Consider the following 24,862-nt stretch of genomic DNA (forward strand, 5'->3'; position numbering starts at 1 on the left):
GCCGATGCGCCTGGAAGACGTCGACCTGGCGAACCTGGACAACTTCCTCGACGGCGAGACCCCCTGGCGCATGTTCGACGCGCTGCGGGACGAGGCGCCCGTCCACTGGCAGGACGAGGGCGAACACGGCAGCGGCTTCTGGTCGCTCACGCGGCACGCCGACATCGTCAAGGCCGACCGCGACGTCGAGACCTTCACCTCGACGAAGTTCGTGAACCTGGAGGAGGTGGACGACCGGCAGGCCGAGATCCGCCGCTCCCTCCTGGAGACCGACGGGCCCCGGCACACCTCGCTGCGCCGCCTGCTCCAGCGCGACTTCACCCCCAGGGCCGTCGCCGGATATGAGGTCTTCCTGCGCGGACTGACCGCCAAGACACTGGACGCCGCGCTGGCCAAGGGCACGTTCGACTTCGTGAAGGAGGTCTCCGCCGACTTCCCGATCAACGTGCTGGCCCGGATGCTCGACGTCCCCGAGGGCGACACCCAGCAGCTGATCGACTGGGGCAACCGGATCATCGGCAACACCGACCCCGACTACGCCGACGTGCTGCTGCACAGCGAGGAGAGTGAGAGGTACCGCGACCTGCCCTTCCGCAGTCCCGCCTCGCTCGAAGTCTTCGAGTACGGCCGGGAGCTCGCCCGGCGGCGCCGCGGCGGCGAAGGCACCGACCTGGTGAGCCGGCTCGTCAACCAGACCCCCGTGGACGGCGTGGCGCTGAGCGACCGCGACTTCGACAACTACTTCCTGCTCCTCGTGGTGGCCGGCAACGAGACCACCCGGCACGCGATCACGCACTCCATGCACGCGCTGATCGACCACCCCGAGCAGTTGGCGAAGCTGCGCGACCAGCCCGAGCTCATCCCGGCGGCGGTGGAGGAGTTCCTGCGCTGGGCCTCCCCCGTCTACCACTTCCGCCGTACGGCGACCCGCGACGTGGAGATCCACGGACAGAAGATCTCAGAGGGTGACAAGGTCGTGATGTGGTTCGCCTCGGGCAACCGGGACGAGCGGGCCATCCCCGACCCCTACACGTTCGACGTGACCCGCAAGAGCAACGACCACATCACCTTCGGCAAGGGCAGCCCGCACTTCTGCCTCGGCAACGCGCTGGCCCGGCTGGAGATCCGGATCATGTTCGAGGAGCTGCTGCCGCGTCTGGCCGACATCAAACGCGCGGGGGACGTGCGCCGGGTCCGCTCGAACTTCGTCAACGGCATCAAGGACCTACCCGTCACCGTCTCCCTCGCCTGAGGGACATCGAGGGACAACGCGAGGGACATCTCTGTACGGCCGATCGGCCCGGTCTCCGCGGCCACACCGGCGTTCTCCGAGGTATGCCTCGGCGTGGGTAGCCGCTCGGCGGGCCGGCGGGCCGGCGGGCCGTACGAGCCGTCAGGCGTCCGGCGTCGCTTCCACGGCGGACTCGGTCTCCGTGTCCGTGGCGCCCGCATCCGTGGCGGCCGCTTCGGGGTGGGCAGCGATGAACCGCTCGACGACCTCGTCGGAGACCTTGCCCCGAGCCGGGACCTCCACTCCCTGCTCACGGGCCCATTCACGGACGTCGGTGAGCGTGTAGCCCCGCAGCCGGGGCGAGGTGTCGGCCGCCTTCTTCGACCGCGAGGCCTGCTTCACCTCGCGGGAGTTCTCCATGACCCTGTCGAGGAACGCGAGAGCGTCGTTCAGCCGCTGGTGGTTGGCGTCGGACAGGTCGATGGCGAAGGTCCGGTTCAGCAGCGGGAACTCCCGCCTCGCCACATCATCGCCCTCGGAGAGGTCGAGATCGTCAACCAGTATCACCTTCTGCGCCACGTGCAGCCCTTTCCGGGTAGATCACTGCCTGCTTGGACCGTGGCATCCTACTGGTGTCCACCGACAAGATCGGGTCATCCACCTGACTTCGGCGCGCTCGGCGTCGGGGGCAGCGGCAACGGAAGGCCGGGCAGGCCGTCAAGGCTGGCGGCGACGTGCTCCTTCTTCTCGAAGTACGCCCCCAGCGACTCGTCGTCCTCACGCTCGAAGCGCTTGCCGTGCAGATCCCGGTCCCCGTCGTACGTCATGAAAGGGACGGCGTAGCCGCACGTGTCGCGGATCAGTTCGGCACGGACAACGATGATCGCCCGCAGGCCGTGCCGGCTGGAGTCGATGCCGGGAAAGTGAGCCAGCAGCTCCGCCCACCGAGGGTCGTCACGGAAGACCGGCTCGCCCCGCCCGTGAACGCGCACGATGTTCGGCGGCCCCTGGAAGGCACACCACATGAGCGTGATCCGGCCGTTCTCACGAAGATGGGCGATGGTCTCGGCGTTGCTTCCGGCGAAGTCGAGATAGGCCACCGTGAGGTCGTCGATCACCGCGAAGCATCCGAGGAGCCCTTTGGGTGACAGGTTGACCCTGCCGGTGTCCGCGAGCGGAGCGGTCGCCGTGAAGAACATCGGCTGCGCCTCGATGAAGTCGCGCAGCCGACCGGCTATCCGCTCATAAGTCTTGCCCATGATTCCATTATGTCGGCACCGACAACTTATTTACGGCTTCGCCGGCACCGCGCTCCTCCGCCAGGGCCGCTCTCGCCGCGGCTCACTCGTCCGGCTGGGGATGGGAGGCGACCAACTCGGTGTCCACACCGATCGGACCGAGCTTGGTCGCGCCGCCCGGCGAGTCCAGCGGCGCGTCGCGGCCGGGCAGCGTCTCGCTGAAGAACCGCGCGTTGTCCTGCGCGTACGGCTGCAGGGCCGTGGGCAGGTCGTCCTCGTAGTAGATGGCCTCCACCGGGCACACCGGTTCGCAGGCGCCGCAGTCGACGCACTCGTCCGGGTGGATGTAAAGGGAGCGCGCCCCTTCGTAGATGCAGTCCACGGGACACTCCTCGACGCAGGCGCGGTCCATCACGTCGATGCATGGTTCGCCGATCACGTAGGTCACGGCAGGCCTCCTCCATCGGGCTTGTTGTCCCGTCTGCCATTTTGCACTAGCGTGCTCGTATAAACAATCGCGATTGGGAAAATCCACAAGATCAGACAAGGCGCTGATCGACGATGCGGAGGAGACCACACATGGCAACCGAGGACCGCGAACTCGACGTGCGCACCGAGGCCCCCGCCCGGCGTCACGAGCTCATCTTCGAGACGTACACCGCTCTGGGGGCCGGAGAGGGCTTCGTGCTCGTCAACGACCACGATCCCAAGCCGCTCTACTACCAGTTCGCCGCCGAGCACACCGGGGAGTTCAGCTGGGACTACCTCGAGCAGGGCCCCGAGACCTGGCGGGTGCGGATCGGCCGCGTCGCGAACGCGGGCGGCTGAGTCGGGCCTCCGCCCGGCCGGGCCTCATCGCGAAAGGGCCGGCGAGCACCGGTCACGTACGCGTGCCCGGCGCCGCCGGCCCTCCAACGCTTATCAGCCGATCAGCTCATCAGCGGCGGATCACTCCGATTCGAGCTCGGCGTCGACAGTGATCTTCGCTCCGGCGAACAGCCGGGACACCGGGCACAGCCCCGCCGCCTCGTCCACCGCCTTGCGGAAACCGTCGGCGTCCAGATCCGGCACCCGCCCGCGGACCCGGAGCGCCGAGGAGACGATGGTGGGCACGCCGCCCACCTCGTCGAGGGTCACGGTGGCGGCCACGGTGAGCCGCTCCGGCACCGCCTTGTGCTCGCCCAGCCGCAGGGCGAGCGCCATGGCGAAGCAGGAGGAGTGGGCCGAGGCGGCCAACTCCTCAGGGCTCGTCAACCCGTCCGGACGCTCGGTCCGGGACGCCCACGTCACGGGCATCCCCTCGATGGCCCCACTCCCCCCGTCGATCGTCCCGCGCCCGCGGGCGAGCGCGCCCTCCCACGTCGTCTCCGCCGTACGCTCCGCTATCGCCATTCCCGTCCTCCTCATGCCGTTTCTCGAACAGACCGGGACCTCCAGGCCCGCCGTGGCGCCAGGCATCCTTGGTCATCTCTGCCCTTTCGCTGTAATTTTTACAGTAAGAATCAGGTAAACTCAACGACCGGACTCGCATGCGAGCGTGGTGCCGGGACCGCCCCTTCGCGACCCCCTGGTTTTCACCAATACTCTGTGTAAAATGGCTGAATGGATGTCCGTGAGGTGGCTCGCCCCGATCCCGGCGGGGTGCCGGCCCTGAACGAGAGCCGTTCCCAGGTGCTCGCCGTGCTACAGGAGGCCGGTCGTCCGCTGTCCGCGGGAGAGGTGGCCAAGCGGGTGCGGCTGCACCCCAACACGGCCCGGTTCCACCTCGACGCCCTGGTCGAGGCGGACCTGGCCGAACGGAACGCGGAAGACCGCGACCAGCCCGGACGCCCACGCATCCTCTACACCGCGCGGCCCGAAAGCGCGCACAGCGGGCGGCGCAGCTACCGGCTGCTCGCCGAAATCCTCGCCGGTTCGCTGGCCGCGGAGACGCCCCAACCCGCCCAGGCCGCGCTGCGTGCCGGACGCGCCTGGGGACGCTATCTCGCCGACCGGCCGCCGCCGTTCCGCCGTCTCGACGTCGAGGCCGCCACCCGCCAACTGGTGCGCATGCTCGCCGACATCGGGTTCGCCCCCGAACCCGCCGAGGACGGGCGGAAGGTCCTGCTGCACCACTGCCCGTTCCGGGAGACCGCGGAGGCGCACCGCGAGGTGGTCTGCTCGATCCACCTCGGGCTCATGCAGGGCCTGCTGGCCGAGTTGGGCGCACCGATAGAGGCCGAACGCCTCGACCCGTTCGTCGAACCCGACCTGTGCGTCGCCCGCCTCGCCCCCGCTGCCTCGCCCGAGCCATAGGCGGAGTCCGGCGACGACCACCGCCGCGTCCTCGCGGTCCTGCGCCACCTCGGTGTCTGATCCGACCGATCCGCCGATTGTCGGTGGGCATCGGTATAACCGGTGGCATGGCATTGGGTTGGAAACTGGTCATCGACAGCGCGAACGCGCCTGCTCTCGCGGACTTCTGGGCCGCGGCGTTGGACTACGAGGTGGAAGATCCCAGCGCGCTCATCGAGCGACTGCTGGCCGCCGGGCACGTCGGGGAGGAGGCGGTCGCCGAGCATCGCGGCCGCAAGATCTTCCGCGGCTACGCCGCGATCCGGCATCCCGAGGATCCGTACGACGAGATCAGCGGCGTCGGCCACGGGCGGCGACTGCTCTTCCAGGACGTGCCCGAGGAAAAGGCCGGCAAGAACCGCCTGCACGTCGATATCCACGGCGAGCCCGGCGGCCTCGAGAAGCTGGTGACCCGGCTGGAAGGCCTGGGTGCGACCCGCGTCCGCGAGGTGGACCACGGGCCGGCCGGGCACTGGTGGGTCCTGCTGGACCCGGAGGGCAACGAGTTCTGCGCGACCTAGATCACCGACGCGCACGCCCCCGCCACGCTCGCTCGCCTCGCTGTCAGCGGTACTCGATCTCCTCCCCGAGAATTCGTCGGAAAAGTGGGAAAAAGTCTCATAGGAAGTGCAGGGAGGTGATGCGCCCGTCAGAAGGCAGGTGACAGTCGTCCGCGGCGGAAGGCTGAACATGATCAAGGTCATCGGCGCGGGGTTCCCGCGCACCGGAACAACCTCACTGAAAGCGGCCCTGGAGCGGCTCGGCTTCGGACCCTGCTACCACATGTTCGAGATCATGGCTCATCCGGAGTATGCCGAGCACTGGCTGCCCGCCGGCTCGGGCTCCCCGGTGGACTGGGATCGGACGTTCGAGGGCTACCGATCATGCGTGGACTGGCCGGCCAGCTATTTCTGGCGGGAGCTCGCGGAAACCTACCCCGACGCGAAGGTCGTCCTCACCGTTCGCGACCCCGCCGGCTGGTACGCGAGCTTCCACGCCCTGATGACGAACGGACCTCGTCATGCCTTCGAAGAGCACGCACACGAAGCCGGGAACACCGTCATGGCGGCCGTGGAGAGTCTCCGCCCGCTGCTACAGAAGATCGGCCGGTCCGTCTTCGAGGAGGAGTGGCGCTTCGGCGAGAAGGCGCCGGATGAGATGTCGGCCATCGCCGCCTACCACCGGCACGTCGCCGCCGTCCGAGAGAGCCTCCCACCGGAACGCCTCCTGGTGTTCGACGTTCGCCAGGGGTGGGGTCCGCTGTGCGCCTTCCTAGGCGTGGATCCGCCTGCGGCCGAGCCGTTCCCTCACCTGAACGACGCCGAGTCCCTGCGCCGTTCCGTAGAGAAACTGCTCACCGAAGGCCGCCTCCTCTCGCCCTTCGACACCAAGGCCTGAGGCGATCGATCACGCCCGGGGTATCAGGCTCGGAACGTCAGTACGGCCGGGCCGTACACAACCCGGGAGCCTGAAGGCTTCCCGGCAACGCAATGTGAGGACCGGCCCTGCCTCGCCCCTCCGAAGCAGATCGTCTGTCAAGCGAACGGATCGGCGCCGAGATAGCGGATCACAATGACGTCTGGCTCGCTGGTATCGCATTCCCAGATGATGAGCCAATCTTCGGTTCGGTCCCGGAGCGGGATTCCCCAGAGGCCGTCCTTGAATGACCTACGGCGGACGCGGGAATCGCCGGGATCGGCTTCCAGCAGGTCCAAGGCTTCGTCGATGGCGTCGAGAAGGTGTGCGCCGGTAGCGCTCTTCTCCAGCGAGTTGTAGGCCTCATGAGGCTGTGGATCGAACGCGATCTCAACCATCAGGACGCGGCACTCCGTCCGGCTCGCCGTGGTCGAGGCGTTCGACGCTCAGGATGACGACGGGCTTCCTCGATCTGGGCGGTGATCTCAGATGGCAGTTCATACTCCGGGACATCGTCCTGGCTCTTGGTTAGCTTCTGATACTTCTCCATGGAGATCACCACGGCGACCGGCTGTCCGTAGTGAGTCAGGACGGTCTCTTCTTTGGCGTAACGCGCTCGGCCCACGACCTCGCCGAGGTGCTCGCGGGCCTCACTGATCGGCATCTCACTCATGCACTAATTGTACAACTCTAACAGTCGATGATCTTATAACTTCCGAGCGGCGACGCCAGACCGCCGTGGCGCGCATTAGAAGGGACGAGGACGTGCACTACGTGGATGCCCCCAATGTGGAGTGCGAGGTGCGCATCGATGCGGACCCGGCACGGGTGTGGGAGTTGGTGACGGACATCGAACTGCCGGCCAGGTTCAGCCCCGAACTTCAGCGGGTGCGATGGCTCGACGGCGCCGACCGTCCGGCGGTGAACGCCCGCTTCGAGGGCCACAACCGCAACGACATGCTGGGCGAGTGGCGGACCGTGTCGCACGTCGTCGAGTTGGACGCGCCGCGTGCGTTCGCCTGGGCCGTGGTCGACCCGGACGGCCGGTTCGGCACCGCCATACCCGACCCGCGGACCCCGGTGGCCACCTGGCGGTTCGTCCTCGATCCCGAGGCGGGCGGCACCCGTCTGGTCCATGGCGCGCGGATCGGTCCGGCGCCCTCCGGGCTCACCCTGACGATCTCCCGCAGCCCGGAGCGGGAGGAGGCCATCGTCCGGCGGCGGCTCGACGACCTGCGCTCAGGCATCGAGAACACCCTGCGCGGCATCAAATCCCTCGCTGAGCGCGCTCGCTAGAAGGGAGCGTCTGACGAACGAAAGATCAGGTGGAAGAACTCGACCGGTAGCCGGCCAGAATAAAAATGGCCTGGTTGAACGGTTGGGCCGTCCCACCAGGCCGAAGTTCCAAGCACCGACTATGGGCTTGCCGACTATGGACCATCCTTAGCGCGCCGCATAGGTCGGGCCTTCGATAGCAGGAACACAAGGCCGATCAGATATAGAGCGACCGCTACTAGGGCGGCTGGAATATGCCTCGATTCGAACAGAGGCCATGCCCACGGCCAGAGCTGACCGCCTGCCTTACGGCCGGCGGTCATACAGGCGAATGCGAAGATCAGCGGAATGACGACAGCCGCATGGCGCCCCAGGAACCTATGTCCCAGCACAGCCAGCCCCACGTAGCCTGCCAGGTTCCGGGTAGCTGCAAATGCATGCTCTTGAAGGCCCGTGAACCCGAGGAGAGCGCCAACTGCGAGCGACAGGACAACCGCGAGCGAGACCGCGAGCGCTTCATATCGCTGCACTGGCCTAACAGCAGTAGCCTCGATCTCGGCGGGGACATTCGTCAGAAATGACATGATGGCAGAGACACCTACCAGAGGGAGGAGGACTCCGACCGGTACGTACGACTTGCCACCGCCCAGCAGGTTCAAAGTCGGCACTTGCAGACCGGAAAGCGTAGCTACCAAAAGAACAGCCAGAGCAAGCACACCCGCCGAGGCACTCGCCCGATGGGCTCTCAGGAATATGTTCATTGCACCGTCACCGGTTTTACATCACAGGCGCCCAGAATCTTCATGTTGTCGCGGAACCATTTCAACTGAGAAGATGTCGGCCTCTGCGTCACCTGCTGTACTTGGGCCATGGCTTCAGGCCCCACCCGCTTCTCCACCAGATCATCTGGAGATCCGGCCTTCACGGAGAGCCAGGCCGCGAGCACAAGAACCATATCCCCCGTCAGCCATTCACCACCTTGATCCTGGCACTTCGGCACGTCCTGGGGAACGAGACCAAGTGCAATCGCCCAAGGCACGCTGGCCGGATCACCGGGATAGTAAAAGGACCACTCATTCTCCGCCGGCGGGCCTTCCGTTACAGTCTTAGGTCGTTGAAGCCCTGCCCCCACCAACCGATTGACGGCTGGAGACGCGGCCTTCGCGATTACCCTGGCGTCATCAGCGTGTTCGGGCCACACGCACACACGCAGCTTTGCTTGGCCTGTGCCTGATGTGCAGATCAATTCCTGGGCTGACCGGGCGGTGGCCGCCTCCCAACTCATGTCATGAACGAGTAGCACCCCACATGACACGAGACTGAGAGAGAAGAGACCAGCGAGTACCCGCTTGACCGCGAGGTGGCGTTGAGCAACAGAGAGTCCGATTCCCATTACCACCACTGCGATGGCAACCAACATACCGGCTACAAGGGCACGTGCGTCTGGGACCTGATCGTACCGGCAACATGCCATGTCATAATTTCCGGTGAGATGTCGGAGCCAAAGTGGCTGCATAGAAATCGGATAGGCCAGCCAAAGATAGGTTCCGACGAGACAGGCAGGTACTGCATAAACAGGTTTCAGTAACCGTCCGGCGCCGAATCCTAGAGATATGAACCCGATGCAGACAAGTGCTGCTACGCCGATGAATCTCCAGTCAGGTGCGCCCGGAACCGATGCCATCTCGGGAAGAAGCGAAAGGAGAGCCGACATGAGAGCACATGCGGCGAATAGCAGGGGAAGCGTGACAGCGTCGAGCGCGACAATGTACCAGGGTCGGGTGGAGGTCCAATTTTCAACGCGACCTCGTTTCAGACGTCCCGCCTCCCATGCGGCGACCGCCGCAAAGATGGGAGCGATGACGACCACCGCTGAACCAGCCATCGCAGAAGCCCCCGGCCAGCTCAGATCCATGGATCCGAGTTCTCGACGCGCCTGCATCACGGCCAGGACGATGGCCAGCGGAAGGGCGTAAAGACCGGTGGACGAACGGAGGCGACCATGCCAATTCATCAAATTTCTCCGCTCACCAGCCGCCGGTACGCGCTCACCGCGTCTGCCGCACCAAGAAATTCGACCGTGCTTCCCTGAAACCTCACCTGTCCCCGGTCCAGGACTATCACTGATTCGTACAGTTCGCTGATGTCCTCGGTTTGATGTGTCGATATTATGACGTGAGAGTGGGCGGAGATTTGTTTGATCAGACGTCGAAACGTCTCACGTTGAGCAGGGTCCAGCCCTGCTGTCGGTTCGTCCATGAGAACTACTTCGGCTTCATGCACAAGTGCTTGGGCAAGGCCCATCCGGCGTATCTGCCCCCCAGAGAGCTCATGCGACTTGCGATGCATCAGGTCCGCGAGTTCGACCGCTTCCAAGGAGTCCGCAGCCCTGCTCCAAGCATCCTTACGCGCCAACCCTTTCAGCCACCCCATGTACGCAACCTGTTCGCGTACCGTCAGGCCAGGTATCGGGCTGATCTGCTGCGGCATCCACGCGACAGCCTTTCTGAACTCCTTCCGGTCCCGACTCTTCCTTGGGTTAAGGCCCCGATAGTCTACGTGCCCCGTGTGAGGAGCAAGAGCCGAAGCCGCGATGCCGAGTAATGTCGATTTACCCGCGCCGTTCGGACCAAGCAGCAGGGATACACCTGCGGGGAACGAAAGGTCCAGCTCGTTGAGAACCAAACTGTTGCGCCGATAACCGTACGAACATCCGTGAAGCGATATTGACAAGGTGCTCCCTTAACTAAAACGGGAAAGCCAGCGCCGCACATTGATGCGGCACTGGCGTAGTCCCAGTCCCTTGCTGGCAGACGTACTACCGCGACAAAGAATCATATTACTGATTCTTTGCTTAACGACCCTCTCTGGCGATTCCAGACGGATGGAGCCCGTACTCTCGAGAACCCGCGGAGGCTTTGGTTCGGCTTCGGAAGTTTAACGGTATACCCGCCCAGCGATCTAGTTTCCGGGGCTTCGCCCCAGTGAAGCCTGATTTCGCAGGGTCCCGCGATCGTCTCCTCAGTACTTCACGGTGACGGAAGCAGAGAAGGAGGCGTTACCGCGATTGCTTCCTTGGAACACAAAATAATAGTCGTCCTGGGTTCCACGCCCCCAACTCTGGGTTGACCCTGTACTGGTCCCGCAATTGGTGAACGTCTTAGTTCCGACACTGGGGTCAGGACCAAAGCGATCCTTGAACAACTCGAGATACGCATTTACGTTACTCCCGCTACCCAGATAATCACGACAGTTGTACAGCTTGATCGTGGTAGCGGCCGCATCGGAATTCATATCACTCCAACGCCGAGACTCGAATCCTGTCGTCACACTGGTCAGCGAGCCACTCCAACTCCCTTCAGCAAACGCCGGTAATGCGGTGAGGATACCAGCCGAGACGATGGTGAGTACGGTAATGGCAGCGGTCTTACGCTTCATGATTCGACCCCTTGGACTGTTTGGGCTTTTTGCCCTTGCTTTTGACGAATCAGGCAGTAGTTTCGTCGTGATCTTTGGTCAAGCGCGAATGCCGCCCTCCTGCCTCACCTGCGGGCCCACCGGGTCGGGGTTTTGAAGTAATAAGACTGCGCTGACCTGCCATATGTGACGGAGGGCGCCGTTCCCGTTCCGCTGAAAATTTCCTGTGTGGTTTACATCACATGGCGGACTGCTCCCTGTTACTCAGTTGCGACACGGGCGCGGATCGGGCCGGCGCCGTCCGGGCTCGCCTTGGCGATCGCCCGCAGTCCAGAGCGGGAGGAGGCCATCGTCCGGTGGCGACTCGACGACCTGCGCTCCGCCATCGAGAACACCTTGCGCGGCCTCAAAACCCTCGCGGAGGGCTACGACTGTTGAGGAATCCATCAGTTCTTCTCCGGTCTTCTCGGATTTCTTCTGCAGGCGGCGGTTCCGGCGCCATCCGTTGAGCGAGGTCACGCCCAGCGTGGATGTCTGCCGGTCTTGTCCGCGATTGGGAGTCGAGAGCCGGGATGCAGGCCTGTGAGGTTGCGGCGCTGCGCCCGGCGATGCCGGGCGTTCGGCTGCCCGGACCGCTGGTCGGAGGTCTCCCGAGAGATGTCTGCGGATTCCCGGCACTGGATGGGCACAGCCGAGCTATTGCTCACCTTGAGTAGTTGTTCAGGCACTCTAGAGGTGGAGGTGGATCGCGATGACCCTGACCCGGCATGCCTACCGGTTCGCGCTGGATCTCACCCCCCAGGAGCAGGCGCTGGCCGCGCACGCCGGGGCGGCACGATGGCGTTCAACTGGGCCTGGCGAAGGTGAAGGCCAACCTGGACCAGCGCGCGGCCGAACGCTCCTAGGGCGTCCCTAGCAGGCGCTGACCCCGGCGATGTCGTGGCCGATGTACGCCCTGCGCAAGGAGTGGAACCGCGTCAAGCGCCAGGTCGCCCCGTGGTGGGCCGAATGCTCCAAGGAAGCCTCGCCACCGATCTGGAGCGGCTGGCCGCCGCGTTGAAGAACTGGAGTGACTCCCGGAAGGGAAAGCGCAAGGGTCAGCGGATGGGCTTACCGCGCTTCAAGGCCAAGCGCCGCACCGTGCCGTCGGTCCGCTTCACCACCGGCCATCCGCCTGGAAGCCGACCGCAAGCACGTCACCTTGCCGAGAGTGGGGACGCTCAAGCGCACGAGTCAACCCGCAAGCTCGCCCGCCGCATCGAAAACGGCACGGCGCGAGAACGCTGGCGGTGTTCTCCGGCGGCCGTCCGCTGGCGCCCAACCCCCGCTCCTACCATGCGGCCCAGCGGAAGCTGCGCCGCCAATCGCGGGCGGTCTCCCGGAAGATCGGCCTCGACCGTCGCACCGGGTAGCGGCCATCCAACGGGTGGAAGCACGCCAACCGGCAACGCAACCGCGTCCACCACCGGACCACCCGGCTGCGCCGCGACGCGATCGACAAGCTCACCACGGGTCTGGCGCGGGAGTACGGCACGATCGTGATCGAGGACCTGAACGTGGCGGGCGTGGTCCGCAACCCCAGGCTCGCCCGCGCGATCTCCAACGCCGGGTTCGGAGAGATTCGACGGCAACTCGCTTACAAGACCGAGTGGAACAGCGGCACCCTCATCGTCGCCGGCCGCTGGTTCCTCTCCTCCAAGACGTGCTCGAATTGTGGTGCGGTGAAAGCCAAGCTGCCCCTGCGGGTACGGACCTACACGTGTGAGGAGTGCGGCCTGGTCCTGGACCGGGACGTCAACGCCGCACGCAATCTGGCCGCCCTGGTGGGGCGGCAGGTCGCCGGGAGTGGCCCGGAGACGGTAAACGGACGTGGAGCCGACCATAAGACCCCGCCCGGCGGGGCAGGTGACCGTGAAGCGTCTACCCTGCACCGGGCGTCATACGACCGCCTGGATCAGGCGGGGACCTTCGCCCGGCAACGGGCGAATCACTGAGAAGCACCGATACTCAGTGAACGGCCCTCGTTAGCCGTCTCCGAGTTCGGCCAGGGGCTGGACGCGGTGGGGGACGACGGCGGACAGGGCGATGACCGTGCTGCTGCGCCGTACGCCGGGGATGGTCAGGATGCGGTCGATGACCGACTGGATGTGCTCGTTGTCCCGGCCGGCGATGCGGCACCACACGTCGCCGGGGCCGGTGACGATGTACGCCTCGAGCACCTCGGGGATCGCCGCGAGCACGGCCGAGATGTCGGCGCGGGAGGCCTGCTCGACCTCCAGTGTGGTGAACGCCTGCACCGGATAACCCAGGGCTCGGGGGGACAGGTTCGGCCCGAAGTCGGCGACGACGCCGTCGGCGATCATCCGGTCGAGGCGGGCCTGGACCGTACCTCTCGCCACTCCCAGCAGGCGGGAGACCTCCAGCAGGCCCGTCCTGGGATGCTCGCGGAGCAGACGGAGGATCCGTACGTCGAGCGTGTCGAGCCCGGTTCTTGCCAATCTGCCCACCTCCGCCGCTCGCGCTCGATCGTCGACTGCCAATTCGGCAGCAAAATGCGCGTTCGATTGCCCGGTCTGTCATCGCGAATCAGACTACGCCTGCACATGTGGCAGTCATGGAGGTGGCAGATGGCACAGCAACACTCCTACCCGTTCGTTCCTTATCGCCCGGAACGGTACGCCGAGCAGGACATGATCACCCGAGGCCGGGAGTTCTACGAGCACCTGGATCGGCGCAGAAGCGTGCGCTTCTTCAGTGACGAGCCGGTGCCGCGCGAGTGCCTGGAGCTCGCGGTGCGGGCGGCCAACACCGCGCCGTCGGGCGCGCACCAGCAGCCGTGGAAGTTCGTGCTGATCGGCGACGCCGCGATCAAGAAGCGGATCAGGGAGGCCTCCGAGGTCGAGGAGCGGCAGAACTACGAGGGCGGGCGGCTGCCCCCCGAGTGGCGCGAGGCCCTGGCGCCGCTGGAGACCACCTCCGACAAGGGCTACCTGGAGGTGGCGCCGTGGCTGGTGGTCTGTTTCGCCGAGAAGTACGGCATGCGGCCGGACGGCAGGCGGGTCAAGCACTACTACGTCAACGAGAGCGTCGGCATCGCCTGCGGTTTCTTCATCGCCGCGCTGCACACGATGGGGCTGTCCACCCTCACGCACACGCCGAATCCGATGGCGTTCCTCAGCGAGATCTGTGCGCGGCCGGCCAACGAGCGGCCGTACATCCTGTTCCCCGTCGGCTATGCGGCGCAGGACGCCGAGGTGCCCGATCTGACCCGCAAGCCCGACGCACTGGTGACTTTCAGCCCCGAAGACGTGTTTGGGCCTTGAAGGGCGGCCTCCTCAGGGATACGATCACGAGAACTATTAGGAAACTTTCTTAATAGAGCCGGGATGTGACTCTCCCCTGTACGGCTCGCGTCCGTCGCCTCCTGTGGCGCGAGCCGTACGGCTCCCCCCAACCATCTCGACCCCCTGAGGTGAACATGAAATTACGCGCCACCCTGGGCGGCGTGGCCGCCCTGGCGGCCCTGGTCCTGCCCTTGATCGCGGTTCCCGCGCAGGCGGCGGGCTCGGTCACCGCCACCTTCGCCAAGACCCAGGACTGGGGCTCCGGATTCGGGGGGAGCGTGACCGTCAGCAACGGCACGTCGTCGCCCGTGAACTGGAACGTGCAGTTCGACCTGCCCGCCGGGTTCTCGATCCCCTCGGCCTGGGACGCGACCATGGCCCGCAGCGGCCAGCACTACACCTTCACCCCGCCGAGCTGGGCCGGGGCACTGGCCCCCGGCGCGAAGCAGAGCTTCGGCTTCAACGGCAACCCCGGCAACTTCCCCGGCATCACGAACTGCACCGTGAACGGCAACCCGTGTGACGGCGGCGGCGGACCGGAGGTTCAGGTCCCTGGCAAGCCGGGCGCTCCGAGCGTCGGCACGACCACGGACAGTTCGATCTCCCTGTCGTGGGGCGCCGCCTCCGGCACGGTGACCGGCTACCGCGTCTATGAGGGTACGGCGCAGCGCGCCTCGGTGACCGGGACCAGCGCGACGATCTCCGGCCTGGCCGCCTGCTCCTCGCACACCTTCACGATCAAGGCGTACAACTCGGCGGGCGAGAGCCCGGCGAGCGACCCGATCTCCGGCTCCACCACCGGGTGCTCCAACGGCGCGCCCGGCAAGGTGGGAACGGTCACCGTGGGCTCGGTCAGCGACACCGGCCTGACCCTGACCTGGCCCGCGGCGACCGGCACCGTCACCGGTTACCGCATCCGCAGCGGCAACACGCTCGTGGCCACGACCACCGGGACCTCCCAGGCGATCAGCGGCCTGACCGCCTGCACGAGCTACTCCTACACGGTCACCGCGTACAACTCGGTCGGTGAGGGCCCGGCGAGCAACCCTGCCGACGCCACCACCACCGGCTGCTCGACCGGTCCGCTGCCCAAGCACTTCCTCACCGGCTACTGGCACAACTTCGACAACCATGCGGCCAAGCTGCTGAAGCTGTCGGCCGTGCCGAACGAGTACGACCTGATCGCGGTGGCCTTCGGCGAGGCCACCTCCACGGCCGGTGAGGTGAGCTTCAGCGTGGGCGCCGACCTGTCGGCCGGGCTCGGCGGCTACACCGACGCGCAGTTCAAGGCCGATGTGAAGACCCTGCAGGCACGAGGCAAGAAGGTCATCATCTCGGTCGGCGGCGAGAAGGGCCGGATCCAGGTGGGCAGCGCGGCCGCCGCGACGAAGTTCGCGGACTCGGTCTACGGCCTCATGCAGAGCTACGGCTTCGACGGAGTCGACATCGACCTGGAGAACGGTCTCAACGCCACCTACATGGGCCAGGCCCTGCGCTCCCTGCGGGCGAAGGTCGGCACCGGCCTCATCATCACGATGGCGCCGCAGACCATCGACATGCAGTCGACCGGCATGGAGTACTTCAAGCTCGCGCTGAACATCAAGGACATCCTCACCGTCGTGTTCACGCAGTATTACAACTCCGGCTCGATGCTCGGCTGTGACAAGGCGCAGGCCTACTCGCAGGGGACGGTCAACTTCATGACCGCACTGGCCTGCATCCAGCTGGAGAACGGCCTGCGGCCCGACCAGGTCGCCCTGGGCCTGCCGGCCGGGCCGGGCGCCGCGGGCGGCGGCGTCGTCGCTCCGTCCCTGGTCAACCAGGCCCTCACCTGCCTGGCGACCAAGGCCAACTGCGGTACGTTCGTGCCGCCGCGGGCCTACCCGGAGATCAGGGGCGCGATGACCTGGTCCATCAACTGGGACGCCACCCACAACTGGAACTTCTCCAAGACGGTGAAGCCCCACCTCGCGACCCTCCCCTGATCAGTCCTCCCCTGATCGGCCTCCCCTGATCAGGAGCGGACAGGCCGTCGACGCCGGCGCGCCGGGAGCCTCCCCGACCGAGGCCTCCCTGCACGCCGGCGTCGGCGTTTCGGGGAGGCCCCGAGGCCGGGAAAGGCTTCGAGCCGGAGCGCTGCGGACGCTCCCGGCAGCTCCGGACCGGGAAGTGCCGCCGGTCAGAGCCGCCCGATCCGCACCCGCCACACCTCGGGGCCGGACTCGACGTAGCCCCAGTCGAACTCACCCGGGTGCTGAGCGGCGAACTGGTAGTAGAGCGGCTTCGGGTCGTGATCGTTGACCAGCACGAACGCTTCGTTCGGCCGCAGGGCGCGGAAGGTCGCGAAGATCTCCTCGTGCCGTCGGCCGTGCACCAGGCGCCGTACGTCCAACTCGCCGTCCACAACCTGCGCGCTCGTCTCGGCGGCCGGGTCGTCGTGGCCGCCGCATGTGCAGGCGTGCCCCTGTGCCTGTTCCGCGGCCTCGCCCGAACCGGGCTGCTCCGAGCCGTGCGCGTGGCCGGACTCGCCGAGGATCTCGTGCATGCCGCCCAGCAGCGCGCCGAGGTCGACACCGGCGTCGACGAGCGCCGGGAGCAGGATGTCGTTCTCCTTCACCAGGTGCGACTGGAACATCGCGTTCAGCGCAGCGGCGGCGCCGGCGATCTCACCAGGAGTGCGGGCCTGCTCCAGCGCGTCCACAAGGTCGCGCAACTCGGTGTGCTCACCCATCATGGCGCGCACCAGCAGCGCCGCCTCGGTCAGCTTCGCGCCGGTGGCGTACAGCGTCCGCTCCTCGGCGATCGCATGCGGAAGGATCTCTTCCCTGCAGAACGCGACCAGCGTCGCCTGCCGGGCGGTCGGAGAAGACAGCTGGTCGACCGCGCGCCCGATGGTGAGCGCGTGATCCGCCATCGTCCGGCCGAGCTTCCGGTGGTGATCGTGGATCGCCCGCACCGTGGCTTCCTGAGGTCCGGCCACCGGAGCGGCCTGCGTCTGTTCGCCGGTAACGGTCATGTACGGCTCCTCACCTCGTCCCGGCCCGGGGGCCGGCAGTCTGTTCTTCCCTCAAGCCGACGGCCGGAGGGGTTTTTCACGGTCTCCGATGTATTTATACTATAGACCGTGGAAACTCGACGAGTGACTAAGAGCACGGCCGACGGCGGCGGCCAGGACATCGACCCGCGCGCCCATCGGGTGCTGGCGGACGTGAGTCGCGTGGCCGTTCTGGAGACCCTGCGGCGGGCGGACCGGCCCATGGCCATTCCCGAGATCGCCGCCGCGGTCGGGCTGCATCCCAACACCGTGCGCGGCCATCTCGCGCTCCTGGTCGAGCACGGGCACGCCACCGGCGGGCGGGAAGACCGCGAACGGCCGGGCCGCCCTCGCCTGCTCTACTCGGCGACCAGCCGCTCGTCGAACAGCCACTCGCCGAACACCCACGAATCGTTGAACGCCCACGAATCGTCGAACGCGGAGCGCGACGGCGACGATCGGCGCAACTATCGTCTGCTCGCCGAGGTGCTGCTCGCCTACCTCGGCGGCCTGGGCGAGGACCGGAGCGCCGCCGCGATCTCCGCGGGCCGCGCCTACGGCAGGCGCGTCGGGAGACGCACCGGAAAACAGGCACCTCCCGGTGTCACGGCGACGGGTGACGCGGCGGATGGCCCCCCTCACACGGAGCCGGATGACCGCTCGCCGATGGAGGCCGCCCTGGGGGCGACGACGGCCGAGATCGTGACCCTGCTCGACGAGGCCGGCTTCGAACCGCTGCCGGTCGGCGACGGCTCCCGCATCGAGCTGCGCCGCTGTCCGTTCCACGAGCTCGCCAAGTCCGATCCCGAGGTCGCCTGCGGCGTGCACCTCGGCCTCATGCAGGGAGCGCTCGCCGAGATGGGCGCGCCGTCCGAGGCCGTTCGCCTGCAGCCGTTCGTACGGCCCGACCTGTGCGTCGCCACCCTGCACGACCACGAGCAGCACGACCACGGGGAAACCTCGTGCTCGTGCGATGGCGGTGGAGGCCCCGGATCATGAGCGCAGAAGCCCCGCAGACCAGGGAGCGCGGAGCGGTTCCCCCGGCCAAGGCCGGAATCCCGCGTCCCGGAGCCGCCGTCAGCCGGCTGCCGCTGCTGGCGGGGGCCATGCTGTCGGTCATCGCCGGGCTCTGGGGCGGCCTGAGCCTGCTCGGCACCGGCGTACCCGTCCCCAACCCCACCCTCGCCACCCAGCACGGCCCGCTCATGGCGCTCGGCTTCCTGGGCACGCTCATCTCCCTCGAGCGCGCCGTCGCCCTCGGCCGCCCGTGGGGCTACGCCGCGCCCGCCCTGGCCGGCATCGGCGCGCTCGCGGGCGCCGCGGGGTTCACGCGGCCCGGGCAGGTGCTGCTCACCGCTGCGGCCGGCTGGTTCCTCGCCGTCTATCTCGTGCTGCTCGCCCGTCGCCCCGGCCGCGAGGTCGTCGTCCAGATGTGCGGCGCCATCGCCTGGTACATCGGCGGTCTGCTGTGGCTGCGCGGGCTTCCGGTAGCGGATCTGGTGCCGTGGCTGATGGCGTTCCTCGTGCTCACCATCGCGGGAGAACGGCTTGAGCTGGCACACGTGGGCTTCCTTCCCCATCAGGCGAAGGGCCGCCGCGCGAGCGACGGCATCCTCGCCGCCATGGGCGTGCTCGGCGCGGGCGTGCTCGCCTCGGTGCCCTGGCCGGTCATCGGATGGCGGGTGGCCGGGCTGGGCATGGTCGCGCTGGCCGGGCTGCTGACCGTCCACGACATCGCACGCCGGACCGTGCGCTCGACCGGTCTGCCGCGCTTCGCCGCCGTCTGCCTGCTCTCCGGTTACGCCTGGCTGACCCTGGCCGGCGCGCTCTGGGCCGTCTTCGGGCGGCCGGAGACCGGCGGCCTCTACGACGCCTCGCTGCACGCGGTGTTCCTCGGGTTCGTCATGTCCATGGTGTTCGGCCATGCGCCGGTCATCCTGCCCGCCGTTCTGCGGGTGCGGCTGCCGTACCACCCGATGTTGTACGGCCCGCTCGCGCTGCTGCACGCCGCCCTGCTGGTGCGGATCGCCGGTGACGTCGGCGGGCTGCCCGCCGTCCGCACGGTCGGCGGGGTGCTCGGCGAGGTGTCGCTGCTCGCGTTCGCCGGCTGCGCCGTGCTCTCCGGCCGCCTCGTTCCCACCCGTCGAACGGGGGTCGCCGGTCACACAGGGTCCGCCCGGCAAACCGGCCCTGCTCATCAGGCGGGAGCCGTCTCCCGCCCGTCTCGCTCTCACAAAATGGAGTCGTCATGACATCGGTCGATGTGCGCATCGGGACCCCGGGCCCCCGGCCGACGCCGCCGACGCAGCGTCGTTCGCGCGCCTCCTGGCATGCGAGGGCCAACGGGGTCGTGCTGGCCTGGCTCGCGCTGGCGGGCGTCGCGGCGCTCGCGCACGGCCGGCTGCCCGCTCCCGAGTGGCTGCTGATCCACGTTTTCCTGCTCGGCGCGGTGACCAACGCGATCGTGACCTGGACGGAGCACTTCGCGATCGCGCTGCTGCGCCACAGCGAGCCGGCGCAGTGGGTGCGCCCGGTCCGGCTCGCCGCCCTGAACACCGGCGTGGTGTCCGTGCTGTACGGCGCCACGCACGGCCCCATCCAGGTGGGGATCGCCGGCGCGGCGATCGTGGTCGGCGTGATCTGCTGGCATGTGGGGATCCTGGCCGTGTGGTCGAGACGGGCCCTCGGCGGCCGGTTCGCACACGTGGTCGCCTGGTACATCTGCGCGGGAGCCGCGCTCATCACCGGGGGGACGCTGGGCGGGCTGATGCTCGCCGGATGGCCGCCGCGTGTCAGCACCATGCGCCTGGAGGCCGCGCACATCCACGTCAACCTGCTCGGCTGGATCGGCCTGGCCGTGCTGGGCACGCTGTTCACCCTCTGGCCCACGGTGCTGCGCACGCAGATGGCGGACGGCAGCGGGGCGATCGCCCGCCGATCCCTGCGCCTGGCCGTGCCCGGCCTCGCGGTGACGGTGGGCGGGTTTCTCGGCGGAGCGCGCTGGGTCGCGGTGGCCGGGCTGCTGCTGTACGCCGCGGCGGCCGCGCTCGCCCTCGTGCCGTTCCTCCGTACGGCACGGCGTCGGCGGCCGCACACGCCGGCCGCGTGGATGCTCGCCGCGGGCACTGCCTGGTTCGTCGTCGCCGTGCTCACCGATCTGTCCGTGGTGGCCACCCGTGCCGCCGACCAGGTCGCACATGGAATCGAACCGCTGGTGCCGTTCATCCTGGTGGGTTTCGTCGGGCAGACCCTCCTCGGCGCGCTGACCTTCCTCCTGCCCGTGGTGCTCGGCGGCGGACCGGCCGCGCTGAAGCGGAACGCGGCGCTGCTGGAACGGGGCTGGATCATCCGGCTGGCTCTGGTCAACGCCGCGGTGCCGCTGATCGCGTTGCCCGTGCCCGGCCGGGTGTCGCAGTTCGCCTGGGCGGCCGTGCTGGCCGCACTCGGGGCTTTCGTCCTGCTGGCCACCGTCACCGTGGTCCGCGCACGCGGGCCCCGCGTGTCGCCCACGGCCGGAGGTGTGACGGTCGGCGTGCTGGCCACCGCGGTGGCCGTCGCCGTCGCGCTCAGCGGCGGGACGGGAGTCACGGCGCAGAACAGCGCACAGCGCACCGCCCAGCTCGGGGCGGGCGTCCAGACGGTAGAGGTCACCCTGGTGGGCATGCGGTTCAGCCCCGGGAAGATCGAAGCGGCCCCGGGCACCCGGCTCGTGCTACGGGTGACGAACCGGGACGCCCAGCAGCACGACCTGCGCCTCGCCACCGGCCAGCAGACTCCGATGCTCGGCCCCGGGCAGACCGCGACACTCGAACTTCCCCCGCTCACCGGCCCGATCGACGGCTGGTGCACGGTCCCGGGGCACCGCGCGGCCGGCATGACCATGCGCATCGAGGTCAAGGGCGCCGCCGGATCCGGCCCGGCCACCGGATCGAATCCAACAGATCACATGGATCAGATGGATCACGCCGCGGCGGGCCCGCTCAATCTGACCGCTCCGATGAGCACGGGATGGCGTCCGTACGACGCGACGCTGCGGCCTGCGCCCGGCGGCACCGAGCACAAGATCGAGATCCGCGCGGTCCAGAAGGAGATCGAGGTCGCGCCGGGAGTGCGGCAGCGGATGTGGACCTTCGGCGGCACCGTCCCCGGGCCCGTGCTGCGGGGCAAGGTCGGCGACGTGTTCACGGTCACGCTGATCAACGATGACACGATGGGGCACGGCATCGACTTCCACGCCGGGTCGCTCGCGCCCGACGTGCCCATGCGCACCATCCAGCCCGGCGAACGTCTCACCTACCGGTTCCGGGCCGAGCACGCCGGGGCCTGGCTCTACCACTGCTCGACCATGCCGATGCTCCAGCACATCGCCAACGGCATGTACGGCGCGGTCATCATCGATCCGCCGAAGTTGGCCAAGGTGGACCGGGAGTACGTGCTCGTCCAGGGTGAGCTGTACCTCGGGCAGCCGGGCAGCACCGCCCAGGTCGCCAAGATGCACGACGGCCGGCCCGACGCCTGGATGTTCAACGGCACCGCCGCCGGATATGACCACGCCCCGCTGACCGCCCGCCCCGGCGAGCGGGTCCGGGTGTGGGTGGTCGCCGCCGGACCGGCCTCGGGAACGGCCTTCCACATCGTGGGGTCGCAGTTCGACACCGTCTACAAGGAGGGCGCCTACCTGCTCCGTCCGGGTGACGGCGGGGGCTCCCAGGTGCTCGATCTGGCCGCCGCCCAGGGCGGTTTCGTGGAGACCGTCTTCCCGGAGCCGGGCCACTATCCTTTCGTCGATCATGACATGCGCCACGGCGAGGCGGGCGCACACGGCATCTTCGAGGTGACCCGTTGACCTGGTGGTCCGTCATCCGCTTCCTGCACGTCACCACCGCGGCGCTGTGGGTCGGCGGGCAGCTCACCGTCTCCCTCGTCGTCCTCCCGCTGGCGCGGCGACTCCTGGAGACGGACCAGCGCGCCCGGGTGCTCCGCGAGGTCGGCCGCCGCTTCGGGATGTTCACGGGGGCGTTCTTCCTGCCCGTGCAGATCTCAAGCGGGATCGCCATGGCGTTGCACAAGGGGGTCACCTGGGAGTCGCTCGCCTATCCCGGCTACGGGCGGACGCTCGCGGCCAAGCTGCTTCTCTTCGTCCTCGTCATGGTCGCGGCCGCGTTGCACGGGTGGGCCAACGGCAGAGGCATGGCCATGTTCGCGCGGAGCATGGCCATCGCCTCGCTCGTCGGCTCGGTCGGCATAGTCCTCCTGGCCACCGCCCTGCCCATCACCTGACCCCTTGGAGGGTTTTCTGTGCAGACAGGTCGGTGAAGAGGTTCTCCCAGAGAGGCATCACCGCGCCACGGCCGTAGTCCCTGGCTGTGACGGCCGCCGCGGCGCCGAGCCGTACCCGCAGGTCCCGGTCGGACATGAGCCGGTCGAGGGCGGCGGCGAGCGCGTCGACGTCCTTCGGTGGAACGAGGAGCCCGTCGACTTCGTGGGTCAACACGTCCGCCGGACCCGTCGGGCAGTCGAAGGCGGCGATCGGCAACGCATGCGTCATCGCCTCGATCATCACCATGGGCAGTCCTTCGAAGCGCGAGCTGAGCGCATAGATGGACGCCTTCGCCAACTCGTCGTGCAGCCGGTTCGTACGGCCGCGCATGGAGACGCGCCCGCCCAGGCCGTACTCGTTGATGAGCCCGCGCAGTTGGTCCCGCCTCGGGCCGCTACCGAAGACGCACAACCGCCATTTCGGGTGCCGCCCGGCCACCTGGGCGAACGCCCGGAGAAGCAGATCGAACCCCTTCTGCGGGACAAGACGACCGGCGGCGATCACGACCTGGTTCTCCTGCTGTGAATGCTCGCCGTCCACGACGTCGACCGCGTTGGGGATCCGCACGATCCTCGCGGCCGGCAGCAGCCTCTGGTATTCCCGCTGGTTGGTCCCGGTCAGTACGGCTATGGCATCGAACCTACCGTAGTGCCGGGCGATCTCCTGGCGGACCGTCTCCGGGTAGGCGACCAGGTTCATGTGCTCCTGGGCGATGCGCACGACCGATTCGGGGGCGCGACGGGCCGCGATGAGGTTCAGCGCCGGCCTGGTGGTGATCAGAATGCCGCCGTCGAGCGAGGAGACGTAGTCGATGACGGCCCTCTCCACCCGTTCGGTGAAGTATCCCGCGGCGAACTCCCCCTGTGGCACGATCTTGCCGCGGACCCTCCGCCAGACACGGCGGCCGAGCGTGTCGGGCCGCACGCCGTCCCGCTGGTCGACCAGCGGGGTGAGCATGACATCCGGGTCGATGCGGAACTGCGGTTCGTCGCGACGCCGTACGACACTCACGATCTCGACGTCGTGGCCGAACGCGGCCATCGCGTTCGCCTGGTTGATCACGGTCCGGATGGTGCCGCCCATGCCATAGGCGTGCAGGAGCATGTAGCGGATCCTCATGACGGCCTCACCGACGTCGACAGGTAGTCCCAGCTGCGGCAGATGGGTTTCAGCGCCTCGGGGATCGACTCCTGGCCGGGCAGCTCCCGGCCAGGCTGCACACTGCCGGTACGGATCTTGTCCTTCCAGTCGCCGAGCCCTTTCCGCAGCACCGCCTGCTCGCCGTACTCCAGCATCGTCGGCTCCCAGGGCACGCCGAGGAACTCGCAGACGGCCCGGGTCTCCCGCTCGGGGTCCTCGGTCAGGTCCTCGTAGCGCACGGTGTGGCCGGTCAGCGCCTTCCTGGCCCGCTGCACCGCCTTCATGTATCGCAGTGCGTCGACCACCGCCTCGTCGAAGGTCCGCCTGTCCGGGCTGGCCTCGTGCCACGAGGCGGCGATGGACGCGGGATGACGCAGCAGGAAGATGTACCTCGCGTCCGGCCAGCAGGTGGCGATGCGCTGGTGGGCGAAGGCGTTGGCGGGCGTCTTGTCCACGATGAAGCGCTTGCCGCTGCGTACGAGCTCGCGGTGCAGCACCCGGTCCCACAGCATGTGCTCGAGATCGGCCCGGTTGTGGCCGAGTGCCTCCATCGCCCGTTCCGCCAGGGAGGTGCCGAACCCCACACTCAGGCGGCGCACGTGCAGTTCGTGTGGAGCGTGAAGCTGGGAGTGAGCGTTCAGGATCGCGCGCAGCAGGGTGGAGCCCGACCGCACAGGGGAGATGATGAAGATCGGCGCTGTCAGCAGCCGATCGTTTTCCGGGTCGGCCGGTGGCCGTACGGCCGCCGCCTCATCCGGTCGGGCCTGCCCCGGCACGGCGGGAGAGGCCGCCGCCGGGGCCGCGGAACCCGCGTTCCCCACCCGTTTGATCTGTATCCCGGTGTACCTGACCAGCGCATCGTTGACCTTGCGGTGCCATGCCATGCCGCCCCAAGTTACCGATGCTTCCTGGAAGATAGCTGAGAGTTACCCTCAAAAGCCGACATAGAGTGCAAAGCGCCAAAGATGCCATCAAGCGGGCAGCGTCCCCGCCGCTCTACATAACGACTGAGAAGAGGGATGCTGTCGGCCCTTCACGGATGGATTGACAGCGGCTAAGTTTCCCGATCAGTACCACTACCGGGGGACATTTCCTGACATTGGACCCGAAGGA

At 67.6% G+C, this 24,862-nt stretch carries 30 protein-coding genes; 16 read left to right on the forward strand and 14 right to left on the reverse strand.

All coding sequences use genetic code 11. The features are described from left to right. Window positions 1-4: 4 nt before the first annotated feature. Window positions 5-1,252, forward strand: coding sequence for a cytochrome P450 (locus ACFHYQ_RS24115; protein WP_394303410.1), 1,248 nt, complete (start codon window positions 5-7; stop codon window positions 1,250-1,252). Between the two features lie 141 nt (window positions 1,253-1,393). Here the strand turns inward: ACFHYQ_RS24115 and ACFHYQ_RS24120 are convergent, their stop codons facing one another. The 3 genes from ACFHYQ_RS24120 to fdxA all read right to left on the reverse strand — a co-directional run bounded on the left by ACFHYQ_RS24120 (window position 1,394) and on the right by fdxA (window position 2,917). Continuing rightward, on the reverse strand, window positions 1,394-1,798 hold the full coding sequence (locus ACFHYQ_RS24120) for a histone-like nucleoid-structuring protein Lsr2 (RefSeq protein WP_394303411.1): 405 nt from the start codon (window positions 1,796-1,798) through the stop codon (window positions 1,394-1,396). Window positions 1,799-1,884: 86 nt separating this feature from the next. After that, window positions 1,885-2,490 carry a pyridoxamine 5'-phosphate oxidase family protein gene (locus ACFHYQ_RS24125; RefSeq protein ID WP_394303412.1) on the reverse strand — a complete coding sequence of 202 codons (606 nt, stop codon included), beginning with the start codon at window positions 2,488-2,490 and terminating at the stop codon, window positions 1,885-1,887. Window positions 2,491-2,572: 82 nt separating this feature from the next. Next, the gene (gene fdxA, locus ACFHYQ_RS24130) at window positions 2,573-2,917 is read right to left on the reverse strand and encodes a ferredoxin (protein ID WP_204015491.1); all 345 of its coding nucleotides are present in this window, start codon (window positions 2,915-2,917) and stop codon (window positions 2,573-2,575) included. A gap of 131 nt (window positions 2,918-3,048) precedes the next feature. Here fdxA and ACFHYQ_RS24135 point away from each other — a divergent pair, with 131 nt between their 5' ends. After that, window positions 3,049-3,297 carry a DUF2249 domain-containing protein gene (locus ACFHYQ_RS24135; protein WP_394303413.1) on the forward strand — a complete coding sequence of 83 codons (249 nt, stop codon included), beginning with the start codon at window positions 3,049-3,051 and terminating at the stop codon, window positions 3,295-3,297. 120 nt (window positions 3,298-3,417) lie between these two features. On the opposite strand, the gene ACFHYQ_RS24140 is transcribed toward ACFHYQ_RS24135, so the two are convergent. Continuing rightward, window positions 3,418-3,861, reverse strand: a complete 444-nt coding sequence (locus ACFHYQ_RS24140) for an OsmC family peroxiredoxin (protein ID WP_394303414.1) — start codon at window positions 3,859-3,861, stop codon at window positions 3,418-3,420. A 210-nt stretch (window positions 3,862-4,071) separates the two neighbouring features. On the opposite strand from ACFHYQ_RS24140, the gene ACFHYQ_RS24145 reads away from it, so the two are divergent. The 3 genes from ACFHYQ_RS24145 (at window position 4,072) to ACFHYQ_RS24155 (ending at window position 6,201) form a co-directional block, all read left to right on the forward strand. Continuing rightward, entirely contained in the window at window positions 4,072-4,764 is a 693-nt protein-coding gene (locus ACFHYQ_RS24145) for a helix-turn-helix transcriptional regulator (RefSeq protein ID WP_394303415.1), read from the forward strand. A 107-nt stretch (window positions 4,765-4,871) separates the two neighbouring features. Further along, window positions 4,872-5,324: a VOC family protein gene (locus ACFHYQ_RS24150; protein WP_394303416.1), complete on the forward strand. Its 453-nt coding sequence runs from the start codon at window positions 4,872-4,874 to the stop codon at window positions 5,322-5,324. 139 nt (window positions 5,325-5,463) lie between these two features. Then, window positions 5,464-6,201, forward strand: coding sequence for a sulfotransferase family protein (locus ACFHYQ_RS24155; protein ID WP_394303417.1), 738 nt, complete (start codon window positions 5,464-5,466; stop codon window positions 6,199-6,201). Window positions 6,202-6,338: 137 nt separating this feature from the next. Here the strand turns inward: ACFHYQ_RS24155 and ACFHYQ_RS24160 are convergent, their stop codons facing one another. Both ACFHYQ_RS24160 and ACFHYQ_RS24165 read right to left on the reverse strand, forming a co-directional pair. Further along, entirely contained in the window at window positions 6,339-6,617 is a 279-nt protein-coding gene (locus tag ACFHYQ_RS24160) for a hypothetical protein (protein WP_394303418.1), read from the reverse strand. Beyond that, entirely contained in the window at window positions 6,617-6,892 is a 276-nt protein-coding gene (locus ACFHYQ_RS24165; RefSeq protein ID WP_394303419.1) for a type II toxin-antitoxin system Phd/YefM family antitoxin, read from the reverse strand. Before ACFHYQ_RS24165 ends, ACFHYQ_RS24160 begins: the two co-directional genes overlap by 1 nt. Window positions 6,893-6,984: 92 nt before the next feature. Here ACFHYQ_RS24165 and ACFHYQ_RS24170 point away from each other — a divergent pair, with 92 nt between their 5' ends. Next, complete coding sequence (locus ACFHYQ_RS24170; protein ID WP_394303420.1) at window positions 6,985-7,515, forward strand: SRPBCC family protein; 531 nt, start codon at window positions 6,985-6,987, stop codon at window positions 7,513-7,515. Between the two features lie 134 nt (window positions 7,516-7,649). On the opposite strand, the gene ACFHYQ_RS24175 is transcribed toward ACFHYQ_RS24170, so the two are convergent. The 4 genes from ACFHYQ_RS24175 to ACFHYQ_RS24190 all read right to left on the reverse strand — a co-directional run bounded on the left by ACFHYQ_RS24175 (window position 7,650) and on the right by ACFHYQ_RS24190 (window position 10,932). Then, window positions 7,650-8,255: a hypothetical protein gene (locus ACFHYQ_RS24175; protein ID WP_394303421.1), complete on the reverse strand. Its 606-nt coding sequence runs from the start codon at window positions 8,253-8,255 to the stop codon at window positions 7,650-7,652. Beyond that, window positions 8,252-9,508: a DUF7224 domain-containing protein gene (locus tag ACFHYQ_RS24180; protein WP_394303422.1), complete on the reverse strand. Its 1,257-nt coding sequence runs from the start codon at window positions 9,506-9,508 to the stop codon at window positions 8,252-8,254. Before ACFHYQ_RS24180 ends, ACFHYQ_RS24175 begins: the two co-directional genes overlap by 4 nt. Next, the gene (locus ACFHYQ_RS24185) at window positions 9,508-10,227 is read right to left on the reverse strand and encodes an ATP-binding cassette domain-containing protein (protein ID WP_394303423.1); all 720 of its coding nucleotides are present in this window, start codon (window positions 10,225-10,227) and stop codon (window positions 9,508-9,510) included. Before ACFHYQ_RS24185 ends, ACFHYQ_RS24180 begins: the two co-directional genes overlap by 1 nt. Window positions 10,228-10,515: 288 nt before the next feature. Then, window positions 10,516-10,932, reverse strand: a complete 417-nt coding sequence (locus ACFHYQ_RS24190) for a hypothetical protein (RefSeq protein WP_394303424.1) — start codon at window positions 10,930-10,932, stop codon at window positions 10,516-10,518. A 291-nt stretch (window positions 10,933-11,223) separates the two neighbouring features. Here ACFHYQ_RS24190 and ACFHYQ_RS24195 point away from each other — a divergent pair, with 291 nt between their 5' ends. From ACFHYQ_RS24195 to ACFHYQ_RS24210, 4 genes are all read left to right on the forward strand, one after another. Continuing rightward, on the forward strand, window positions 11,224-11,349 hold the full coding sequence (locus ACFHYQ_RS24195; protein ID WP_394303425.1) for a hypothetical protein: 126 nt from the start codon (window positions 11,224-11,226) through the stop codon (window positions 11,347-11,349). Window positions 11,350-11,678: 329 nt separating this feature from the next. Then, the gene (locus ACFHYQ_RS24200; protein ID WP_394303426.1) at window positions 11,679-11,816 is read left to right on the forward strand and encodes a hypothetical protein; all 138 of its coding nucleotides are present in this window, start codon (window positions 11,679-11,681) and stop codon (window positions 11,814-11,816) included. Between the two features lie 29 nt (window positions 11,817-11,845). After that, a complete protein-coding gene (locus ACFHYQ_RS24205; protein WP_394303427.1) occupies window positions 11,846-11,971 on the forward strand; it encodes a hypothetical protein in 126 nt (41 codons plus the stop codon). Between the two features lie 418 nt (window positions 11,972-12,389). Continuing rightward, window positions 12,390-12,905, forward strand: a complete 516-nt coding sequence (locus ACFHYQ_RS24210) for an RNA-guided endonuclease TnpB family protein (protein ID WP_446746308.1) — start codon at window positions 12,390-12,392, stop codon at window positions 12,903-12,905. A gap of 30 nt (window positions 12,906-12,935) precedes the next feature. Here ACFHYQ_RS24210 and ACFHYQ_RS24215 read toward each other — a convergent pair whose 3' ends face one another. Further along, complete coding sequence (locus tag ACFHYQ_RS24215; protein ID WP_394303428.1) at window positions 12,936-13,409, reverse strand: Lrp/AsnC family transcriptional regulator; 474 nt, start codon at window positions 13,407-13,409, stop codon at window positions 12,936-12,938. 129 nt (window positions 13,410-13,538) lie between these two features. On the opposite strand from ACFHYQ_RS24215, the gene ACFHYQ_RS24220 reads away from it, so the two are divergent. Continuing rightward, window positions 13,539-14,234, forward strand: coding sequence for a nitroreductase family protein (locus ACFHYQ_RS24220; RefSeq protein WP_394303429.1), 696 nt, complete (start codon window positions 13,539-13,541; stop codon window positions 14,232-14,234). 155 nt (window positions 14,235-14,389) lie between these two features. Next, on the forward strand, window positions 14,390-16,240 hold the full coding sequence (locus ACFHYQ_RS24225; protein WP_394303430.1) for a cellulose binding domain-containing protein: 1,851 nt from the start codon (window positions 14,390-14,392) through the stop codon (window positions 16,238-16,240). A gap of 194 nt (window positions 16,241-16,434) precedes the next feature. Here the strand turns inward: ACFHYQ_RS24225 and ACFHYQ_RS24230 are convergent, their stop codons facing one another. After that, the gene (locus ACFHYQ_RS24230) at window positions 16,435-17,271 is read right to left on the reverse strand and encodes a DUF2249 domain-containing protein (protein ID WP_394303431.1); all 837 of its coding nucleotides are present in this window, start codon (window positions 17,269-17,271) and stop codon (window positions 16,435-16,437) included. A gap of 123 nt (window positions 17,272-17,394) precedes the next feature. Between ACFHYQ_RS24230 and ACFHYQ_RS24235 the strand changes: the two genes are divergently transcribed. Genes ACFHYQ_RS24235 through ACFHYQ_RS24250 form a run of 4 tightly spaced genes read left to right on the forward strand, consistent with a single transcriptional unit; the run spans window position 17,395 to window position 22,569 of the window. Further along, window positions 17,395-18,288 (forward strand): helix-turn-helix transcriptional regulator, encoded by an 894-nt coding sequence (locus ACFHYQ_RS24235; protein ID WP_394303432.1) that lies wholly within the window; start codon window positions 17,395-17,397, stop codon window positions 18,286-18,288. Then, a complete protein-coding gene (locus tag ACFHYQ_RS24240) occupies window positions 18,285-19,541 on the forward strand; it encodes a DUF8744 domain-containing protein (protein WP_394303433.1) in 1,257 nt (418 codons plus the stop codon). The genes ACFHYQ_RS24235 and ACFHYQ_RS24240 overlap by 4 nt, the downstream gene beginning before the upstream one ends. Then, window positions 19,538-22,135 carry a multicopper oxidase domain-containing protein gene (locus tag ACFHYQ_RS24245; RefSeq protein WP_394303434.1) on the forward strand — a complete coding sequence of 866 codons (2,598 nt, stop codon included), beginning with the start codon at window positions 19,538-19,540 and terminating at the stop codon, window positions 22,133-22,135. The genes ACFHYQ_RS24240 and ACFHYQ_RS24245 overlap by 4 nt, the downstream gene beginning before the upstream one ends. After that, on the forward strand, window positions 22,132-22,569 hold the full coding sequence (locus ACFHYQ_RS24250; RefSeq protein WP_394303435.1) for a hypothetical protein: 438 nt from the start codon (window positions 22,132-22,134) through the stop codon (window positions 22,567-22,569). The genes ACFHYQ_RS24245 and ACFHYQ_RS24250 overlap by 4 nt, the downstream gene beginning before the upstream one ends. On the opposite strand, the gene ACFHYQ_RS24255 is transcribed toward ACFHYQ_RS24250, so the two are convergent. Both ACFHYQ_RS24255 and ACFHYQ_RS24260 read right to left on the reverse strand, forming a co-directional pair. Continuing rightward, window positions 22,562-23,728 (reverse strand): glycosyltransferase family 4 protein, encoded by a 1,167-nt coding sequence (locus ACFHYQ_RS24255; RefSeq protein WP_394303436.1) that lies wholly within the window; start codon window positions 23,726-23,728, stop codon window positions 22,562-22,564. The genes ACFHYQ_RS24250 and ACFHYQ_RS24255 overlap by 8 nt on opposite strands. Continuing rightward, complete coding sequence (locus ACFHYQ_RS24260) at window positions 23,725-24,633, reverse strand: sulfotransferase family protein (protein ID WP_394303437.1); 909 nt, start codon at window positions 24,631-24,633, stop codon at window positions 23,725-23,727. Before ACFHYQ_RS24260 ends, ACFHYQ_RS24255 begins: the two co-directional genes overlap by 4 nt. Window positions 24,634-24,862: the final 229 nt, after the last annotated feature.

This window comes from Sphaerimonospora cavernae, assembly GCF_042435035.1.
GTDB classification, from domain to species: domain Bacteria; phylum Actinomycetota; class Actinomycetes; order Streptosporangiales; family Streptosporangiaceae; genus Sphaerimonospora; species Sphaerimonospora cavernae.

Excerpts from the sequence above, each read along its gene's own strand:
- ACFHYQ_RS24145 (WP_394303415.1), top strand. The coding sequence starts at position 4,072 with ATGGATGTCCGTGAGGTGGCTCGCCCCGATCCCGGCGGGGTGCCGGCC.
- ACFHYQ_RS24190 (WP_394303424.1), bottom strand. The coding sequence starts at position 10,932 with ATGAAGCGTAAGACCGCTGCCATTACCGTACTCACCATCGTCTCGGCT.
- ACFHYQ_RS24230 (WP_394303431.1), bottom strand. The coding sequence starts at position 17,271 with ATGACCGTTACCGGCGAACAGACGCAGGCCGCTCCGGTGGCCGGACCT.
- ACFHYQ_RS24115 (WP_394303410.1), top strand. The coding sequence starts at position 5 with ATGCGCCTGGAAGACGTCGACCTGGCGAACCTGGACAACTTCCTCGAC.
- ACFHYQ_RS24225 (WP_394303430.1), top strand. The coding sequence starts at position 14,390 with ATGAAATTACGCGCCACCCTGGGCGGCGTGGCCGCCCTGGCGGCCCTG.
- ACFHYQ_RS24260 (WP_394303437.1), bottom strand. The coding sequence starts at position 24,633 with ATGGCATGGCACCGCAAGGTCAACGATGCGCTGGTCAGGTACACCGGG.
- ACFHYQ_RS24140 (WP_394303414.1), bottom strand. The coding sequence starts at position 3,861 with ATGGCGATAGCGGAGCGTACGGCGGAGACGACGTGGGAGGGCGCGCTC.
- ACFHYQ_RS24245 (WP_394303434.1), top strand. The coding sequence starts at position 19,538 with ATGACATCGGTCGATGTGCGCATCGGGACCCCGGGCCCCCGGCCGACG.
- ACFHYQ_RS24255 (WP_394303436.1), bottom strand. The coding sequence starts at position 23,728 with ATGAGGATCCGCTACATGCTCCTGCACGCCTATGGCATGGGCGGCACC.
- ACFHYQ_RS24240 (WP_394303433.1), top strand. The coding sequence starts at position 18,285 with ATGAGCGCAGAAGCCCCGCAGACCAGGGAGCGCGGAGCGGTTCCCCCG.
- ACFHYQ_RS24165 (WP_394303419.1), bottom strand. The coding sequence starts at position 6,892 with ATGAGTGAGATGCCGATCAGTGAGGCCCGCGAGCACCTCGGCGAGGTC.
- ACFHYQ_RS24180 (WP_394303422.1), bottom strand. The coding sequence starts at position 9,508 with ATGAATTGGCATGGTCGCCTCCGTTCGTCCACCGGTCTTTACGCCCTT.
- ACFHYQ_RS24135 (WP_394303413.1), top strand. The coding sequence starts at position 3,049 with ATGGCAACCGAGGACCGCGAACTCGACGTGCGCACCGAGGCCCCCGCC.
- ACFHYQ_RS24160 (WP_394303418.1), bottom strand. The coding sequence starts at position 6,617 with ATGGTTGAGATCGCGTTCGATCCACAGCCTCATGAGGCCTACAACTCG.
- ACFHYQ_RS24220 (WP_394303429.1), top strand. The coding sequence starts at position 13,539 with ATGGCACAGCAACACTCCTACCCGTTCGTTCCTTATCGCCCGGAACGG.
- ACFHYQ_RS24150 (WP_394303416.1), top strand. The coding sequence starts at position 4,872 with ATGGCATTGGGTTGGAAACTGGTCATCGACAGCGCGAACGCGCCTGCT.
- ACFHYQ_RS24125 (WP_394303412.1), bottom strand. The coding sequence starts at position 2,490 with ATGGGCAAGACTTATGAGCGGATAGCCGGTCGGCTGCGCGACTTCATC.
- ACFHYQ_RS24175 (WP_394303421.1), bottom strand. The coding sequence starts at position 8,255 with ATGAACATATTCCTGAGAGCCCATCGGGCGAGTGCCTCGGCGGGTGTG.
- ACFHYQ_RS24205 (WP_394303427.1), top strand. The coding sequence starts at position 11,846 with ATGTCGTGGCCGATGTACGCCCTGCGCAAGGAGTGGAACCGCGTCAAG.
- ACFHYQ_RS24200 (WP_394303426.1), top strand. The coding sequence starts at position 11,679 with ATGCCTACCGGTTCGCGCTGGATCTCACCCCCCAGGAGCAGGCGCTGG.